At 71.0% G+C, this 16358-nt stretch carries 12 protein-coding genes; 4 read left to right on the forward strand and 8 right to left on the reverse strand.

Going from position 1 to position 16358, the window contains the following annotated elements; all coding sequences use genetic code 11:
• Positions 1-86: 86 nt before the first annotated feature.
• Together EKG83_RS22520 and EKG83_RS22525 are read left to right on the forward strand one after the other, a co-directional pair.
• Positions 87-749, forward strand: a complete 663-nt coding sequence (locus EKG83_RS22520; RefSeq protein WP_033429770.1) for a lytic polysaccharide monooxygenase auxiliary activity family 9 protein — start codon at positions 87-89, stop codon at positions 747-749.
• Between the two features lie 112 nt (positions 750-861).
• The gene (locus EKG83_RS22525) at positions 862-2352 is read left to right on the forward strand and encodes a sensor histidine kinase (RefSeq protein ID WP_228122783.1); all 1491 of its coding nucleotides are present in this window, start codon (positions 862-864) and stop codon (positions 2350-2352) included.
• A gap of 67 nt (positions 2353-2419) precedes the next feature.
• Here the strand turns inward: EKG83_RS22525 and EKG83_RS22530 are convergent, their stop codons facing one another.
• From EKG83_RS22530 to EKG83_RS49080, 4 genes are all read right to left on the reverse strand, one after another.
• Positions 2420-2941, reverse strand: a complete 522-nt coding sequence (locus EKG83_RS22530) for an RICIN domain-containing protein (RefSeq protein WP_033429517.1) — start codon at positions 2939-2941, stop codon at positions 2420-2422.
• A 64-nt stretch (positions 2942-3005) separates the two neighbouring features.
• Positions 3006-3476: an RICIN domain-containing protein gene (locus EKG83_RS22535; protein ID WP_033429516.1), complete on the reverse strand. Its 471-nt coding sequence runs from the start codon at positions 3474-3476 to the stop codon at positions 3006-3008.
• Between the two features lie 151 nt (positions 3477-3627).
• A complete protein-coding gene (locus EKG83_RS22540) occupies positions 3628-6333 on the reverse strand; it encodes an AfsR/SARP family transcriptional regulator (RefSeq protein WP_051765114.1) in 2706 nt (901 codons plus the stop codon).
• A 178-nt stretch (positions 6334-6511) separates the two neighbouring features.
• A complete protein-coding gene (locus tag EKG83_RS49080) occupies positions 6512-6643 on the reverse strand; it encodes a hypothetical protein (protein ID WP_265590344.1) in 132 nt (43 codons plus the stop codon).
• 266 nt (positions 6644-6909) lie between these two features.
• Between EKG83_RS49080 and EKG83_RS22545 the strand changes: the two genes are divergently transcribed.
• Complete coding sequence (locus EKG83_RS22545; protein ID WP_153278304.1) at positions 6910-11127, forward strand: RNA polymerase sigma factor; 4218 nt, start codon at positions 6910-6912, stop codon at positions 11125-11127.
• 248 nt (positions 11128-11375) lie between these two features.
• Here EKG83_RS22545 and EKG83_RS22550 read toward each other — a convergent pair whose 3' ends face one another.
• Genes EKG83_RS22550 through EKG83_RS22560 form a run of 3 tightly spaced genes read right to left on the reverse strand, consistent with a single transcriptional unit; the run spans position 11376 to position 14402 of the window.
• On the reverse strand, positions 11376-12371 hold the full coding sequence (locus EKG83_RS22550; RefSeq protein WP_033429512.1) for a pectate lyase family protein: 996 nt from the start codon (positions 12369-12371) through the stop codon (positions 11376-11378).
• A gap of 10 nt (positions 12372-12381) precedes the next feature.
• The gene (locus EKG83_RS22555) at positions 12382-13368 is read right to left on the reverse strand and encodes a pectate lyase family protein (RefSeq protein ID WP_033429511.1); all 987 of its coding nucleotides are present in this window, start codon (positions 13366-13368) and stop codon (positions 12382-12384) included.
• 11 nt (positions 13369-13379) lie between these two features.
• On the reverse strand, positions 13380-14402 hold the full coding sequence (locus tag EKG83_RS22560; RefSeq protein WP_084716191.1) for a pectate lyase family protein: 1023 nt from the start codon (positions 14400-14402) through the stop codon (positions 13380-13382).
• A 363-nt stretch (positions 14403-14765) separates the two neighbouring features.
• Here EKG83_RS22560 and EKG83_RS22565 point away from each other — a divergent pair, with 363 nt between their 5' ends.
• Positions 14766-15380 carry a cysteine hydrolase family protein gene (locus tag EKG83_RS22565; RefSeq protein ID WP_033429510.1) on the forward strand — a complete coding sequence of 205 codons (615 nt, stop codon included), beginning with the start codon at positions 14766-14768 and terminating at the stop codon, positions 15378-15380.
• 4 nt (positions 15381-15384) lie between these two features.
• Here EKG83_RS22565 and EKG83_RS22570 read toward each other — a convergent pair whose 3' ends face one another.
• A complete protein-coding gene (locus EKG83_RS22570) occupies positions 15385-16350 on the reverse strand; it encodes an NAD(P)-dependent alcohol dehydrogenase (RefSeq protein ID WP_033429509.1) in 966 nt (321 codons plus the stop codon).
• Positions 16351-16358: the final 8 nt, after the last annotated feature.

Here is a 16358-nt window from a genome sequence, read left to right on the forward strand (position 1 = left end):
CCAATTCCACGGGCACCTGGTTACAGTGCGTTTTGGGAGCGCTCCCAGCACTGATCATCCTCAACGAGGAGGAGAAAGTGGCGCTCATGGCCATCCCTGCGAGAAGGACCCGGCTCGCCCGGGTCGGCGCGACGGTCACCGTCGTCGCCGCCCTGTTCACGAGCCTGCTCACCGGCGTCGCCGACGCGCACGGGTCGACCACCGACCCGCCGTCCCGCAACTACGGCTGCTGGCAGCGGTGGGGCAGTGACTTCCAGAACCCCACGATGGCCCAGCAGGACCCGATGTGCTGGCAGGCGTGGCAGGCCGACACCAACGCCATGTGGAACTGGAACGGCCTCTACCGGGAGAACGTGGCGGGCAACCACCAGGGCGTGATCCCGAACGGCCAGCTGTGCAGCGGCGGCCGCACCGGCGGTATGCGGTACGCGGCGCTGGACAACCCCGGCCAGTGGAAGGCGGCCACCAAGTCGAGGCAGTTCACCCTGACCGTCACCGACCAGGCCCGCCACGGCGCGGACTACCTGCGGGTCTACGTGACGCGCCAGGGCTTCGACCCGACCACGCAGCAGCTGGGCTGGGGCAACCTGGAACTGGTGGCGACCACCGGCCGCTACGCGCCGGCGGGCACCTACCAGGTCGCGGTGAACGCGGGCAGCCGCACCGGCCGCCACGTCGTGTACGTGATCTGGCAGGCCAGCCACATGGACCAGTCGTACTACTTCTGCTCGGACGTCATCTTCCAGTAGGCGGTCCGGGCACGATCAGCGGTGGCCCCCGGTCCGCGTCGGACCGGGGGCCACCGCCGTCGCACCCGGAGGGTCCCCGGAGCCCGCGGCGGCAGTGGGCCATAGTGGGGAGATGCGATTACTGGCGGTGGGCGGGAAATTCCGGCCGCGCGGGCTGCGCGAGAAGGTGACCCTGACAGCCACCCTGGTCGTGGCCGTGCCGCTCGTCGCCGTGGCGGTGCTCGCGGCGGTCTTCCTCAAAAACCAGGCCATGCGGTTCGACACGGCCCCGGTGACCGACCACGACATCTGCGTCGACGGGTATTTCGTCGAACCCGGGAAGACCGAGGCGACGGACACCTACAAGTTCTGGGGCATTCGCTGCGCCGTCAACGACTCGCACGCGATCCTCGAACCGCGCCGGATCGACGACATGAGGGTGCCGGGGGTCGCGGACCCGGACGAGGTGATCACCGCGAGCGCCACCTACCGGTCTTCCGCGCTGATCCCGGAACTGTCCCTGTGGCCGTTCGACGACCCGGGTGCGATGAGCTACCGGGTCGCGCAGGACACCGGCGAGGTGTCCCCTCCGTACCCGATCTCGGGGATCGAGGGGAGTCCCGCGCAGGACGCCGACCCGACCGCGGCCGACGTCGAGCGGGACGCGGCGGAGCGCCGAGCCCGGCTCGTGGCGGTGCAGCGGACGCTCGACCGCCGGGTCCTGGCCCTGGCCGGCGGCACCCTGTCGCTGATCGGGCTGCTGGCCGCGGTGGTGTGGCTGGCGACGGGGCGGGTGCTGCGGCCGGTGGAGGCGATCAGCGGGGAGATGGCCGACATCACCGAGCACGACCTGTCCCGGCGGGTACCGGTGCCGCGCGCCCGCAACGAGATCGCGGAGCTGGCCACCACGGTCAACGCCACCCTGGACCGGCTGGAAACCGCCATCCAGGACAACCGCCGCTTCGTCGCCGACGCCTCGCACGAACTGCGCAGCCCGATCGCGGCGCTGCGGGCGGAGCTGGAGATCGCCACGGCGCACCCCGGTCTGACCGACTGGCCGTCGGTGGTCGACGCCGCCCTGGCCGACACCCACCGCCTCCAGCACCTGGCCACCGACCTGCTCCTGCTGGCCCGCCTCGACCACCCCACCGGCCACGACGACACCGTCGACCTCGCCGAACTGGTGCGCGAGGCGTCCGCACGCCGCACCCGCCACGCCCTGACCGTCGAGTCGCCCGAGCACCCGGTGCCGGTGTCCGGCCGCCGAGCGCTGCTCGGCCGCCTGCTGGGCAACCTCCTCGACAACGCCGAACGCCACGCCACCACCACCGTCACCGTCCGCCTGGGCACCGAGAACGACCACGCGGTGCTGGAAGTCCTCGACGACGGCCCCGGCATCCCCGAAGCAGACCGCGAACGGGTCTTCGACCGCTTCACCCGCCTCGACGACGCCCGCACCCGCGACACCGGCGGCACCGGACTCGGCCTGCCCATCGCCCGCCGCATCGCCACCAACCACGCCGGCACCCTCCACGCCGAGGGAGGCCCCGGCGCACGCCTCGTGGCGCGCCTTCCCCTGAAGCCGCACGATCAGCGCCTCTACCCGGACGTCGTCTTCCGGTAGGACGGACGGGTCGTCGACGGCCCCTCGGTTCCGCGTGGCACCGCGGCACCGAGGGGCCGGTCGACCGCTACCTCCCCCGACCGTAGAACCAGTGCTGCTGGACGGTGTTGTTGCAGTCCCACTGGTAGACGTCGCCGCCGTTCCAGTTCGTCAGCGGGTTGGCGTCCAGGCACCGGCCGGAGTACAGGTTCCGGAAGCCGTCCTGGTAGCGGTGCCAGATCTGCCAGGTCGCGCCGTTGCAGTCCCAGAGGTAGACCTGGCCGCCCAGGCCCTGTCTCGGGTCACCGTCGAGGCACTTGCCGATGTTGCCCCCGGGGCGGATCGTGCCGTCGTCGCCGAAGAACCACAGCTGGCTGAGCGAACCGGTGTACTCCCACTGCTCGACCCGGTCGCCGTTGTTGAGGCCCCTGGCCTGGAGCTGGCGGTTCGGGTACAGCCCCGTGTAGACGTTGGCCGTGGAGCTCAGCGGTGTCACGGTGGACGCCGTCGACCGCCCGGTGTCGGCGCTCGCCGCCGGGGCGGCGGGGAGGGCGGACACGATCAGCAGCAGGAATCCCAGCAGAGTCGCCTTCCGGCGCGTGCGGGTCATTGTCTACCTCGATTCTCGTGGTTGGCGGTGGAAGGACTGCGTCGTGCTCGGCGACCGGGGCGCTTCACAGCTGGAGAACCGGCCAGACCTGGTGCAGGCCCGCGTGTTCCGTCCAGGTGACGACCGGCTTGCCGGGGTCGTGGCTCGCCTCCTGGACTTCGAGCCACCAGCCGGTGTAGCGGTTCTGGAACTTGTAGCCGAGCCAACCCCGGTCCACCTGCCTCCACTGCTGGTGGGTCTCCGCGATGTCGCACGGGTAGGTGCGGACGACCTCGCCGAGGCTGCCGGCTTGGAGGCAGAGACCGCTGTGCTCGACCACCAGCCGGACATAGGTGTTGCCCAGGTCGTGGATGCGCCAGACCTGGTGTGGCCCGCGGTGGCACTCCCACTGGAGCGCCATCGCCCCCGAACCCCAACCGTGGTCGATCTCGAGGCACTTGTCGGTGAGCCGGTTCACGATGGAGACCGGGGGCGGGTACCGCGCGGCCCAAGCCACGGCGGGCGTCGAGCCGGACAGCAGCAGGACCGCGATCAACGCCGTTCGGAGACGGCGGGGGAATTCGACCACGAGTGAAACCGCCTTTCGCACGGGGAGTAGCCGTTGCGAGGATCAGTGCACCCGAGGCGACCGGAAGAAAATTTGCAGACTCCTTGACACGGCGGAACCCCGCCGACGACCGGACCGCCTACCGGACGGCTCCGGCTTTCACCCGCACGTCCGCGGTTTTCGGGTGGTGGAGTTGCTCCAGGATGGCCAGGGCCTCGTGCCAGCACTCCGATGCCGCGGTGTCGTCGTGCGTCGCGTGGAGGGTGTCGCCGAGGTGGTCCAGCGTGACGGCCTGGTCGTACCGGCGGTCCAGTTCGCGGTAGAGCGCGAGTGCGGACCGGTACGCCGCCATCGCCTCGACGTGGTGGCGGAGTTGGTGGCGGGCGTAGCCGATGCTGTGCCAGGTCGCGGCCTGGCCGTGGCGGTTGCCCAGTTCGTGGTGCAGGCGGAGGGCTTCGTCGCAGTGCGCCAGTGCCTGCACGGGTTCGCCCAGTTCGGCCAGGCACCAGCCGACGTCGTTGAGCGCGCCCGCCTGACCGGCCCGGTGGTGTGCCGACCGGTAGAGCGCGAGTGCCTGCAGCGCGTGGTCCAACGCTTCGCGGTGCCGGGCACGGCGGTGGTGCATCCAGTCGATCTCCAGGTGTGTCCTGGCCTGTCGGACGAGGTCGCCGTCGGCGCGGTGCAGCGCGAGGGCCTGGTCGAAGTGGCGTTCGGCGTCGTCGTGGTCGCCCTGCCATGCCTGCGCGAGCGCCAGGCCGCGATGTGCCAGTGCCTGGCCGGTGGTGTGCCCGACGGCTCTGGCGGCGGCGAGGGCGATCTCCCCGGTGTCGACCAGGTCGGTCCACCGCCCGGTCGACTGGAGGAAGGTCTGGAGGCACCAGTGGAGCTGCCACGCGTGGGTGGGGTGCCCGGTGTTCGCGGCCAGGGCGATCGCGCCGCGCAACGCGGCGTGTTCGGTCGTCATCCACGCGCGTGCCTGCGCGGCGTCGGTGACGGGGGCCGGTGTCACGGGTAGGTCCAGCGGGTCGCGGTGCGGGTCGAGCAGCCGGTCCGCCGCGTAGGCGGTGGCCAGGAGGTGGTCGAGCAGGCGGCGTACCGCGCGGTCGCGTTCCGGGCCGTGCTGTTCGGCCAGGGCCCGCGAGTAGGCGCGGAGCAGGTCGTGGAACCGGAAGCGGCCGGGGGTGTGCTCGGTGAGCAGGTGGGCGTCGGTGAGTTCGCCGAGGATCGCGTGTGCTTCGGCGGGTGGCGCCTCGGCCAGGGCGGCTGCCGCCGTGAGTGGCACGTCGGGTCCGGGGTGGAGGCCGAGCAGGCGGAACAGGCGCGCGGCGGGCGCGGGCAACTGGCGGTAGGACCAGTCGAAGACGCCGCGCACGTCGAGCGAGTCCAGCAGCGACCGCTGGTCGCGCAGTTCCGCGGCGAGGGCGCCGAGGGGGAACGTCGGGCGCAGTTGGGCGCGTGCCGCCAGCACGGACGCCGCCAGCGGCAGCCGGGCGGTGTGCCGGACGAGGTCGGACAACGCGTCGGGCTCGGCGCCGGCCCGGTCGGGTCCGAGCCTGCGGGTCAGCAGGCCGGCCGTCTCCTGCTCGCTGAGCACCTCCAGGTTCACCGGGACGGCGCCCTGGTGCGCGATCAGGTCGGTGAGCAGGTTGCGGCTGGTGACCAGCGCCAGGCAGCCGGGTCCGCCGGGCAGCAGTGGCCGCACCTGGTCGCTGGTGCGCGCGTTGTCCAGCACCACCAGCACCGCGCGGTCGGCGAGCAGGCTGCGCAGCAGCGCGGCCCGGCCCTCGGCCGTCGAGGGCACCCGCTCCGGCGGTGTGCCGAGCGCGTCGAGGAGGAAGCGGGTGGCCTCACCGAGCCCCACCGGGTCGTTCGTGTCGTCGAACCCGCGCAGGTCCAGGTACAGCTGGCCGTCCGGGAACCGGTCCGCGACCGAGCGGGCCCAGTGCACGGCCAGGGTCGTCTTGCCGACCCCGGCCATGCCGCCCACCGCGACGACGACCACCCCGGCGCGGTCGTCGAGCACCGCGTCGAGCCGGCCCAGCTCGTCGGCCCGGCCGACGAAGTGGGGGGTGCTCGGGGGCAGTTGCCTGGGCACCACCGGGGCGGCGGGGGACCGGTGGACTTCCGGCCCCGCCGGTGCGGGCGGCCCCTTGAGCGCGGGGTCGCGGCGCAGCAGCCGCTGGTGCAGCTCCCGGAGTGCGGCGCCGGGTTCGTCGCCGAGTTCGTCGAGCAGGCGGGCGTAGACCTCGCGGTAGCAGGCCAGCGCTTCGGCCTGCCTGCCGGCCCGGTGCAGGGCGAGCATCCGGAGCCCGATCAGCTCCTCGTCGAGCGGGTGCGCGACCAGCAGTTCGTCGAGTTCGGGGAGCACGTCGCGGTCACCGGCGTCCATGCGGGCGGCCAGCAGCCGGCGCCGGGCGTCGGAGCGGCGTCCCTCCAGCGCGTGGCGCATGTGCTCGGCCCAGTCGCCGCGCACCCCGGACAGCGGCACCCCGCGCCACAGGTCGAGTGCTTCGCGTACCGCGCCCTTGGCGAGGTGCCGGTGGAACCGGTGCAGGTCGACCGCGTCGGGGTCGACGGCGAGCAGGTAGCCGCCCGGGCGGCGGTCGATGGTCGCCGTGCCGCCGGTGAGCACCCGGCGCAGCCGGCTGACGTAGGTCTGCACCATGCCCCGGGCGTTCGGCGGCGGGTCGTGGTCCCAGACCCGGTCGGTGATCGTCTCCACCGGCACGACGCGGTTGGCCTCCAGCGCCAGCACGGCCAACACGCAGCACTGCTTCGGCGACCCGGCGGAGACCGGGCGACCTGCCGGCACGACCTCGACCGGGCCGAGCAACCGGATCTCCACACGCCAACAGTGGTGCTTCGCGGAGATCGTTTCAAGCGCCCGTACAGGCTTTTGCCGGCTGTCGGCGGAGGCGGGGTGGAACGGTGTCGGCGTGTTATTCACGCGAATGGGGAATCGTGGGGGTGCGGCGTTGCCGGGCCCGGTCGCGACAGGCCCGGCAACGCCGGTCGCCCCGTCCTCAGCCCGCGCAGCTGACCGTCGGGCACGGCAACGCCGAAACCGTCGCCGTCGCCGGGACCTGCCGAGCGAACAGGACCGCCAGCACGAGGCAGAGCAACAGCGCGCTCAGCGTGATCTTGTCGGTACGCATGCTTGCCCACCCTTTTCCGTTTTCTGCGGCCCCGATGGCCGCGGACACCGGACGAGTGGCGGGACCGCCCGGGATCTCCCCCCGAACGACCGGAGAAAAAATGTGACGAAGGAGGTAGGACGAAACCGGGGAGGTTCCTCGTCCGGCGCGCACCGAGCTGCTTCGGCCCCGAGACCGCCGGAAAAGATCTTGGCCGGAACCGGGGAGGTTTCGGCGACGCGCCCCACTCGTCCCCGAGACAGTCACCACGGCCCTGCGGAGGAGAAGTGGACGACAGCCGGTTACCGGCACGGCTCGCGAGCCGTGCGCGCGAGGACTCGGGAAGTGCGGTGGCGGTCGGGGACGCCGAGCTCGTCGGGCGGCTGCGCGAACGCGAGCGGTCCGCGCAGCTCGCCCTGTACGACAGGTGCGCCGAGCGCCTGAAGCCGTACTTCCTCGCGAAGCTGCGCGACCCCGGCGAGGCCGACGCCTACGTCAACGAGGTCTTCGTCCGCGCCATGGAGGGCCTGACCGACGGCAACACCACCGTCACCTCGCTCAACGGCTGGCTGCGCGGCATCGCCGCGAACCTGCTCAAACAGCACTACGAAGAACTCAGTCAGGCGCGGACCCGCCACACCGGCCACGAGCCGCCCACCGAGATCGCGACCCCGCAGGACGAACCCGCCTGGGAGCTCGACGGCGACGGCGACCCGCCGCCCACACCGGCGGACCTGGAGTTCCTGCTCGGCAAACGAGAGCTGTGGACGACCGTGCACGCCGCCGCCGACGGCATCGGCCACGGGCTGCGCCGCGTGTTCACCGCGCACCTGCACCTGAGCGTGCGGGAGAAGCGCAAGATCAGCGCCGCCGAACTCGCCGCCGAACTCGACATGACACCCGCCCGGGTCGACCGGCAGCTCAGCCGGGCCCGCGGCGAGGTCCTCAAGGCGATCCCCGCGCTCGTGGTCGCCCGCACCGGCGCCTCCCGCTGCGACGGCCTGGCCGCGATGCTGGAAGACCTGCTCACCGCCGACCAACTGGCGGCGGGGCGGGCACTCGTGCTCAAGCCCAAGCAGGTCGGCAAGGTCCTGGGGCACACCACGAGCTGCGACGTGTGCGGCGAACGCGCGGCCGACGCCCGCACCCTCGCGCGCTGGGCGCTGCCACCGGCGCTGATCGCACCGGAGGACGACGAACGGCGGCGCACCCTGATCGGGTGGCTCGGCCACACGCGTGACGGACGCGCACTGGCGCAGTCGTCCACGTCTGTCGTGTCGTCCACCGCCGCGTCGTCCACCGCGCTGGCGTTGACCACGCCCGCGGCCCGGTCCACGATCACCGCGACCCCGCAGCCGACCCGGCGAGGTCGCCTGACAGCCCTGCTGGGATCGTGGACGAGCCGCCACCAGGGACTGCACCAAGCGGTCGTGTTCGTGACGCAGAACCCCGCCGTCCTCCGCGTCGCCGTGGGCGCGGCGGCCCTCGCCGTCGTCGGCTTGGTGGCCGCCTCCTCACCGCCCGACACCACGGCCGAGGCGGTCGAGGAACCGATCGCCCCGACCTCCACCACGTTGCCCGGCGCCGTCGCCATGCCCGCGTCCACACCCTCACCCACACCTGCGCCCACACCCACTGCTGCCGCGTCGACGTCGACGCGGCAGCAGCACCAGCCCGTCGACAGCCCGGTCACGTTCCCGAACCCGACCGCACCCGCCGCGACGCCGGCTTCCCTCGCCGCCGTCCCCACCGCGGAGCCGCCGGTCGCCCCTTCGACGGCGTCCTCCTCCGACGTCGGGCCGGCCACCACGTCGACCACCACAACCACCACGACCACCACGCGGACGGGTGGGCTCGTGTCCGTCGCCTTCGACGTGTCCGACACCTCCTACCCGCACTTCTACATCGGCGGCATCGCCGATCGACTGGCCGGGGACCGCGTCCACGAGGTCGAACTCGCCCGCGGCAACCACAAGTTGCACACGTCGTCCGGTCAAGTCGTCGAATTCTCGCTCGACGCCGGGGGGAACGTCTCGTACGACCCCCGGTACGACCAGGTCGTCAAAGGACGGGGCACGAGAGCACTGTCACTGCACGGCCTCCCGGTCACCGTCGATGCCTCTGACACCGATTACCCGAACATGGGCATAATCAATGTCGGCGGCAAAGCGCCGAAGGTGTATTCGTGGCGGTTGCTGCCGGGTGCCTACGTAGTGGCGTCGAGCAACGGCGCGATGCAGGCGTTCAAGGTGGACGGCCACGGGCGTGTCGACTACGCCGCGTCGCTTGATCGTGCTTTTGGTGGGCGAGGTACCGCCAGGCTTGAGGTTCGTGGTCTCCCGGTCGAGGTCGACGCGTCGGCCACGGACTACTTCACGGTGGGCATTTCGGGCATAGGTGCGGTCACTGCGAAGTCGTACACCGCGAAGCTGATGCCGGGCGCGCACGCGGCGCTCTCCGGCGCGGTGAGCCACCCGTTCACGGTCACCCCGGCTGGGACCGTCGATTACGACGTCAAGTACCGCGAGGTTCTCGGTGGCAGTGGTTCCGGCACGCTGATCCTGCAGGGTCGGCCGGTGACGGTCGATGCCCGTGACACGTCGTACGGCACCATGAGCCTGTATTACGTGGAAAGCAATGTGAAGGCGACGGAGTCGCGGACCTGGCGGTTGATGCCGGGGCCTCACACCCTTGCCGTGACGTCCGGGGTCTTGGTGCGGTTCCAGGTCGGTCTCGACGGGACGGTGGGGAACGTTGGTCTTTCCGACCGGTTCGCCGTGGTGCGTGGCGGGAGCACGCTGGAGCTCCACGGTGGGGACGTGGTGGTCGACGTGACCGGGGTGTCTTACCCCGACTACACCCTGGCCTGGGCGGGCAGGGCGGGGCAGGAGAAGGTCAAGACCTGGAAGCTGCTTCCCGGGAAGCACGAGCTCTTCATGACTTCTTTGGTGAGGGTGTACTTCAGTGTGACCCCGGCTGGGACCGTGGATTATGACGTCAAGTACGGCGGGGTTCTCGGTGGCAGTGGTTCCGGCACGCTGATCCTGCAAGGTCGGCCGGTGACGGTCGATGCCCGTGACACGTCGTACAGTGCTATGAGCCTGTATTACGTGGAAAGCAATGTGAAGGCGACGGAGTCGCGGACTTGGCGGTTGATGCCGGGGCCTCACACGTTGGTCACGGCGTCCGAGGTGCCCGTGCACTTCGAGGTGGGTCTCGACGGAACGGTGAGGAGTACCAATCTTTCCGACCGGTTCGCGGTGGTGCGCGACGGCAAGACCCTGGAACTCCACGGCGGGGACGTGGTGGTCGACGCGACCGGGGTGTCTTATTCTGACTACACTCTTGTTTGGGCGGGCAGGGCGGGTCGGGAGAAGGACAAGACCTGGAAGCTGCTTCCCGGGAGGCATCAGATTTTCGTAAGTTCTTCGGTGAGCGTGTGGTTCAGTGTGACCCCGGTTGGGACCGTCGATTACGACGTCAAGTACGGCGGGGTTCTCGGTGGCAGTGGTTCCGGCACGCTGACTTTGCAGGGTCGGCCGGTGACGGTCGATGCCCGTGATACGTCGTACGGCACTATGAGCCTGTATTACGTGGAAAGCAATGTGAAGGCGACGGAGTCGCGGACTTGGCGGTTGATGCCGGGGCCTCACACGTTGGTCACGGCGTCCGAGGTGCCCGTGCACTTCGAGGTGGCTCTCGACGGAACGGTGAGGAGTACCAATCTTGCCGACCGGTTCGCCGTGGTGCGTGGCGGGAGCACGCTGGAGCTCCACGGTGCGGAGGTGGTGGTCGACGTGACCGGGGTGTCTTACCCCGACTACACCCTGGTCTGGGCGGGCAAGGCGGGGCAGGAGAAGGTCAAGACCTGGAAGCTGCTCCCCGGGAGGCACCAGCTCTTCATGACTTCTTCGGTGAGCGTGTGGTTCAGCGTGGGTCCGGACGGCTCGCCGATCCCCGATGCGACGTACGCGCCCTTCCTCGCAACCCACGGCAACACCCTGACCGTGCGCGGCAAGGGGATAACCCTCGACATGACCGACACTTCCTACCCGCTCTACTCGCTGATCTCCGTCGGCAGAGCGAGCCGGGAAGCGGTGAAGACCTGGAACCTCCTCCCCGGCTCGCACTCGATCGGTCCGACCGCGTCGAACACCGTGACCTTCACGCTCAACACCGACGGCTCGCTCACCCACGCCGAAACCGACCGGGGGATCTTCGAGGTGCGCGACACCTCGACGCTCGTCGTCCACGGCCTGCGCATCGGCTTCGACGCCACGGCGACGTCCTACGCGTCCTTCGCGGTGTCCGAGGTGAAGTCGAGGATGAACGCCCGGGAACCGCAGCACCTCTCGTTGCTGCCCGGCAAACACCTCGTCGTCCTCCCGACGGGAGGGTCCCACTGGTTCACCGTGACCCAGGGGGGCGAGGTCACGTTCCCGCCCGAGCTCGACCCGGTGTTCGACGGCCGGAACACCGGGACCCTGGTCCTCCGCCGGAACTGACCGGACCCGACCACCGCGGGGCACCCGACCGGCGCCGGGTGCCCCGCGGTCGGGCGCAAGGGGGCAGGAGCGGATCGCGGTCCACCTCCGGTTGGCGCCCTCGTGGCAGGTCCACGGGATGACCTCGGCGCCGTCCCGGGTGTCCGACCCGCGCACGTCCGGGCACCCGCCGCCGTGGTTCGCCCGGAAGCCCCGAGCCATCGCCGTTGTCGGTGGGGTTGCCGGGGCGGGAGGCGTGGCCGGGTTCTTCAGATCCGGCCGACCCCGGCGCCCGCGGTGACCAGGGACGGCACGGACGACGCCGCGTCGAGGGTGTAGGCGTAATAGGTGCGCGGTTCGACCACCGTGCCCAGGGTCTGCGGTGCGCCCGAGCCGACGTAGGCGTTGTCGCGCTCGACCACCCGGCCCGGTCCGCTCTTGTCGTAGCCGGACAGGACGGGCTTGGCCACGTTCTCGAAGTAGTTGCCCTCGACCACCACGCCCGCGTCCTCCGTGGACGCCACGCCGTAGAGGGAGTTGCCCCGGTAGTAGTTGTTGTAGACGTGCACGGGCTCGCCGAACCGGACGCGGGGGTGCCGCTGGTCGGTGCGGTCGAAGAAGTTGTGGTGGTAGGTGACCCGCAGCTTGCCCCGGTCGGCGGTGTAGGTGTCGGAGTGGCCGAGCAGCGCGGTCTTGCCGTGGTCGTGGAAGTGGTTCCACGACACGGTGACGTAGTCGGATTCCCGCTTGATGTCCAGCAGGCCGTCGTAGCCGCGGGACAGGTCGCAGTGGTCGATCCACACGTGGTGGGCCTTGTTGGTGACGCTGATCGAGTCGTCCGAGGCGTCGGTGAAGCGCAGGTTGCGGATGATCACGTTGTTGCCCGGGCGGGTGGTGGAGCCGAGCTGGAGGCCGCCGCCGGTGATCTCGGCGGTCGAACCCGCGCCGACGATCGTCTTGTTGGCGACCACGGTCAGCATGTCGTCGACCTCGATGCGGCCGGAGACGGTGATGACGTAGGGCTCCTTGCGGCCCACGTAGTCGGCCAGCGCGTCGCCGGTGGTGACGGTGACCGCCTGGCCGCCCGCGCCGCCCGTGGTGCCGTTGGAGCCCAGGGCGTTGACCGAGGCGAAGCCGTCGGCGGCGGCGAGCACCGAGGGGTGGGTGCGAGCGGTCGGGTGGGCGCTGGCGTTGCGCGGGGCGGTGGCGGCGACGGCGGCCAGTGCGGAGCCGGCGAGCAGGCGCCGGCGGTTCAACGGGCTCATGTCCTCTTCCTCAGATCCGGCCGACGCCGGCGCCCGCGGTGACCAGGGACGGCACCGAGGAGGCGTTGTCGGGGGTGTAGGCGTAGTAGGTGCGCGGTTCGACCACGGTGCCCAGGGTCTGCGGTGCGCCCGAGCCGACGTAGACGTTGTCGCGCTCGACCACCCGACCCGGTCCGCTCTCGTCGTAGCCGGAGTAGATCGGGTGCGCGACGTTCTGGAAGTGGTTGTGCTCGACCAGCACACCGGCGTTCTCGGTGGACGCCACGCCGTACAGCGCGTTGTCGCGGAAGTAGTTGTTGTAGACGTGGATCGGCTCGCCGAAGCGCACCCGCGGGTGCCGCTGCGCGGTGCCGTCGAAGTAGTTGTGGTGGAACGTGGTGCGCAGCCTGCCGGTGTCCGGGCCCGCGTTGGAGTCCGAGTGGCCGAGCAGCGCGGTCTTGCTGTGGTCGTGGAAGTGGCACCACGACACGGTGACCAGGTCCGCGCCGCGCACGATGTCGACCAGGCCGTCCGCGCCGTTGCCCAGGTCGCAGTGGTCGATCCAGATGTGGTGCGACGACTGCTGGATGCTGATCGCGTCGTCGTCGGCGCCGGTGAACCTGAGGTTGCGGATGATCACGTTCTGCCGGCGGTACACGTCCAGGCCGCCGCCGTTGATCTCGGCGCCGGGCAGGCCGATGACGGTCTTGTTCGACCGCAGGGCCCGCTTGCTGCTGAACCGCATGATCCCGTCGACCTGGATGACGTAAGGCTCGTTGCGGTCGCAGTAGTCGAGGAACGCCTCGGTGTCCCGCACGGTGACCACCGGGCCGCCCACGCCGCCGGTGGTGCCGTTCTGGCCGAGCAGGTCGGTCCCGGCGAAGCCGTCGGCCGTGGCGAACGGCGCGGCCCAGGCCGGGCGCGTGGTGGTGGCGGGGCGCGCGTTGGCCGCGGTGCCCGCGGCGGCGGTCAGGGCGGTCGCGGCGGTGCCCGCGAGCAGGGTGCGCCTGCTGATCACGGTGTTCTCCCTCAGACCTTGCCGACGCCCGCGCCGGCGGGCACGACGGTGGGCACCTCGGCGGCGCGGTGCGGGGTGTACGGGTAGTAGGTGCGCGGCTCGACCACGCTGCCCCGGACCTCGATCGCGTGGTTGCACTCGACCAGGACGTTGTCGCGGGAGACCAGGCGGCCCAGGTCGCCGCTGAAGTCGACGCGGGCGGGGTTGTTGACGCTGTGGAAGTAGTTGCCCTCCAGCACCACGCCCGCATTCATCGCCGACGCCACGCCGTAGCTGTTGTCGCGGTAGTAGTTGTTGTAGACGTGCACCGGCTCGCCGAAGCGGACGCGCGGGTTGCGCTGGTCGGAACCGTCGAAGTAGTTGTGGTGGTAGGTCACCCGCAGTCGGCCGACGTCCTGCGCGCCGTTGTCGTCGTCGTGGCCGAGCAGCAGCGTCTTGTCGTGGTCGTGGAACCTGTTCCAGGAGACCGTGACGAAATCGGAGCCGCGCTTGATGTCGACCGCGCCGTCGTCGCCGTTGGAGAAGTCGTTGTGGTCGATCCAGATGTGGTGGCTGAACATCTGCACGTTGACCAGGTCGTCGGTCGCGCCGGTGATCGAGAGGTTCCGGATGATCACGTTGTGCACCGCGTCGGGCGGGGGAGAGGTGGTCCGGTCGTCGACCGGCAGGCCGATGTTGAGGCCGCCGCCGACCAGTCGGGCGTCGCTCCCCAGGCCGACGATCGTCTTGTCCGAGGCCACGTCGTGCATGCCGTCGGAGCTGCCGGTCGGCAGCGTGATGGTGCCCCTGACCTGCACGACCAGCGGTTCGGGGCGGGCGATGTAGTCCAGGAACCGCGCGGTGGTGGTGGCGGTGACGACGGCGCCGCCCGCGCCACCGGTGGTGCCGTTCTGGCCGAGCGCGTCGACCGAGGCGAAGCCGTCGGCCGTGGCGGCCAGGGCCGCGCCGGGCACGGTGAGCAGGGAGGCGGCCAGGGTCGCGGCGACCACCGCGACCCGGGGCAGGGCGCGCCTGGTCCCGGCAGGAGTGCGCATGGTTTTCCCTTCCCGACGAAGGTGAAGTCCGAAGGCGGCGAAAGGGGATTCTCATCGCACCGTAAGAGCTTGTTTCCGGCGTGTCAACGGCGGATTTCCGGTTCACATATGTGGTTGTTTTGCGGCCACTCGGGTTCACATATGTGTTCTATTAGTGGGGTCTATTCCATTCGGCCGTGCATTCGATTGGCATTTCGACCGCCCGACGCTGCTCCCCCGCACCGCCCGCGGGTGCGCTGGACGTGGTCGCGAGCCGGGCGTGAACCTGGTCGGGTGAACCCGGTCGGGTGCACCCGGATGTCGCATTGCCGGGTGGGCCGTCGGCCCGTTGAATCGGTCCCGCGACCGACGCGGGAGGCCACGATGACCGAGCTGACCCTGGACCCGAAGACCACCGCCGTGGTGCTGATCGAGTACCAGAACGACTTCACCAGCGAGGGCGGCGTGCTCCACGACGCGGTCAGCGGGGTGATGGCGAGCACCGGGATGCTGCCCAAGACGGTCGCGCTGGTGGAGGCCGCGCGGGCCGCCGGGGTCACCGTCATGCACGCGCCCATCACCTTCGCCGAGGGCTACCACGAGATCTCCTCGCACCCCTACGGCGTCCTCAAGGGCGTGGTGGACGGCAAGGCGTTCGTCAAGGGCGGTTGGGGCGCGGCGATCGTCGACGACCTGGCACCGCGCCAGGGCGACATCGTGGTCGAGGGCAAGCGCGGGCTCGACACGTTCGCCAGCACCAACCTCGACTTCATCCTGCGCAGCAAGGGCATCACCACCATCGTGCTCGGCGGGTTCCTGACCAACTGCTGCGTGGAGTCCACCATGCGCACCGGCTACGAGCACGGCTACCGGGTGGTCACGCTGACCGACTGCACCGCCGCCACCTCGCAGGAGGAGCACGACAACGCGCTGCGCTTCGACTTCCCCATGTTCTCCCTGCCGGTCACCGCGGACGAGGTGATCGCCGCCCTGGGGTGACGCTTCAGCCCGGTACCACCAGCACGACCTTGCCGCGGGCGTGCTCGGCCTCGACGCGCCGGATGGCGTCGGCGGTCTCGGCCAGGGGGTGGGTCCGCTCCACCACCGGCACCAGCTCCCCGGACGCGACCAGGTCGGCGAGGTGGGCCAGGTCGTCCACGTCCGGCTTGGCCATGAGCGGGCGCAGCCGCCGGCCGGTGAAGGGCGACAGCGCGACCACGGCCAGCAGGCGGGGGATCGGGCCGAGCACCGGGCCGCCGCTGCCGCTGGAGGCGACGTAGACGCCGGTCGGGGTCAGCAGTTCCCGCATGGCGGACAGGGGGCGGTCGCCGGCCAGGTCGACGACGACGTCGTAGCGGCCGGGGATGTCGGCCTGCCGGTCGCGCTCGACCACGTGCGCGGCGCCGAGGGAACGGGCCTGCTCGGCGTTGCGGGCGCCGCACACCGCGGTCACCTCCGCGCCGAGCAGCGCGGCCAGCCGCACCGCGAACGTGCCGACCCCGCCGGACGCGCCGTTGACCAGCACCGCGTGACCGGCTTGGACGCCGCCGAGCCGCAGCGCCCGGTGGGCGGTGGTGCCGGCGATCGGCAGCGTGGCGGCCTGCTCGAAGGACACGCCGTCCGGGATTCGCGCCAGGCGGGTTTGCGGCGCCGCGACGAACTCGGCGAAGCCGCGCTGGTCGACCTCGCCGACGACCCGGTCGCCCGCCCGGAAGCGGGTCGCGCGCGGCCCGACCGCCTCGACCACGCCCGCGACCGCGCGGCCCAGGATCGTCGCCCTGGGTCTGCGCAGGCCGAAGGCGAGGCGGACCAGCCGGGGCGTGCCGCGCAGGGCCGCCCGGTCGCCGAAGTTCAGCGAGGCGGCCCGGACCCGGACCAGCACGTCGTCGGGCCCGACCTCCGGGTCCGCGACGTCGGTGTACTCCAGCACGTCGGGCGGGCCGTAACTGGTGTGGGTGACGGCTTTCACGGTTCCTC

This window comes from Saccharothrix syringae (assembly GCF_009498035.1).
GTDB lineage: Bacteria > Actinomycetota > Actinomycetes > Mycobacteriales > Pseudonocardiaceae > Actinosynnema > Actinosynnema syringae.

Bases quoted from the DNA above. Each gene is read 5' to 3' on its own strand.
- EKG83_RS22520 (WP_033429770.1), top strand. From the start codon at position 87: ATGGCCATCCCTGCGAGAAGGACCCGGCTCGCCCGGGTCGGCGCGACG.
- EKG83_RS22525 (WP_228122783.1), top strand. From the start codon at position 862: ATGCGATTACTGGCGGTGGGCGGGAAATTCCGGCCGCGCGGGCTGCGC.
- EKG83_RS22530 (WP_033429517.1), bottom strand. From the start codon at position 2,941: ATGACCCGCACGCGCCGGAAGGCGACTCTGCTGGGATTCCTGCTGCTG.
- EKG83_RS22560 (WP_084716191.1), bottom strand. From the start codon at position 14,402: ATGCGCACTCCTGCCGGGACCAGGCGCGCCCTGCCCCGGGTCGCGGTG.
- EKG83_RS49080 (WP_265590344.1), bottom strand. From the start codon at position 6,643: ATGCGTACCGACAAGATCACGCTGAGCGCGCTGTTGCTCTGCCTCGTG.
- EKG83_RS22550 (WP_033429512.1), bottom strand. From the start codon at position 12,371: ATGAGCCCGTTGAACCGCCGGCGCCTGCTCGCCGGCTCCGCACTGGCC.
- EKG83_RS22565 (WP_033429510.1), top strand. From the start codon at position 14,766: ATGACCGAGCTGACCCTGGACCCGAAGACCACCGCCGTGGTGCTGATC.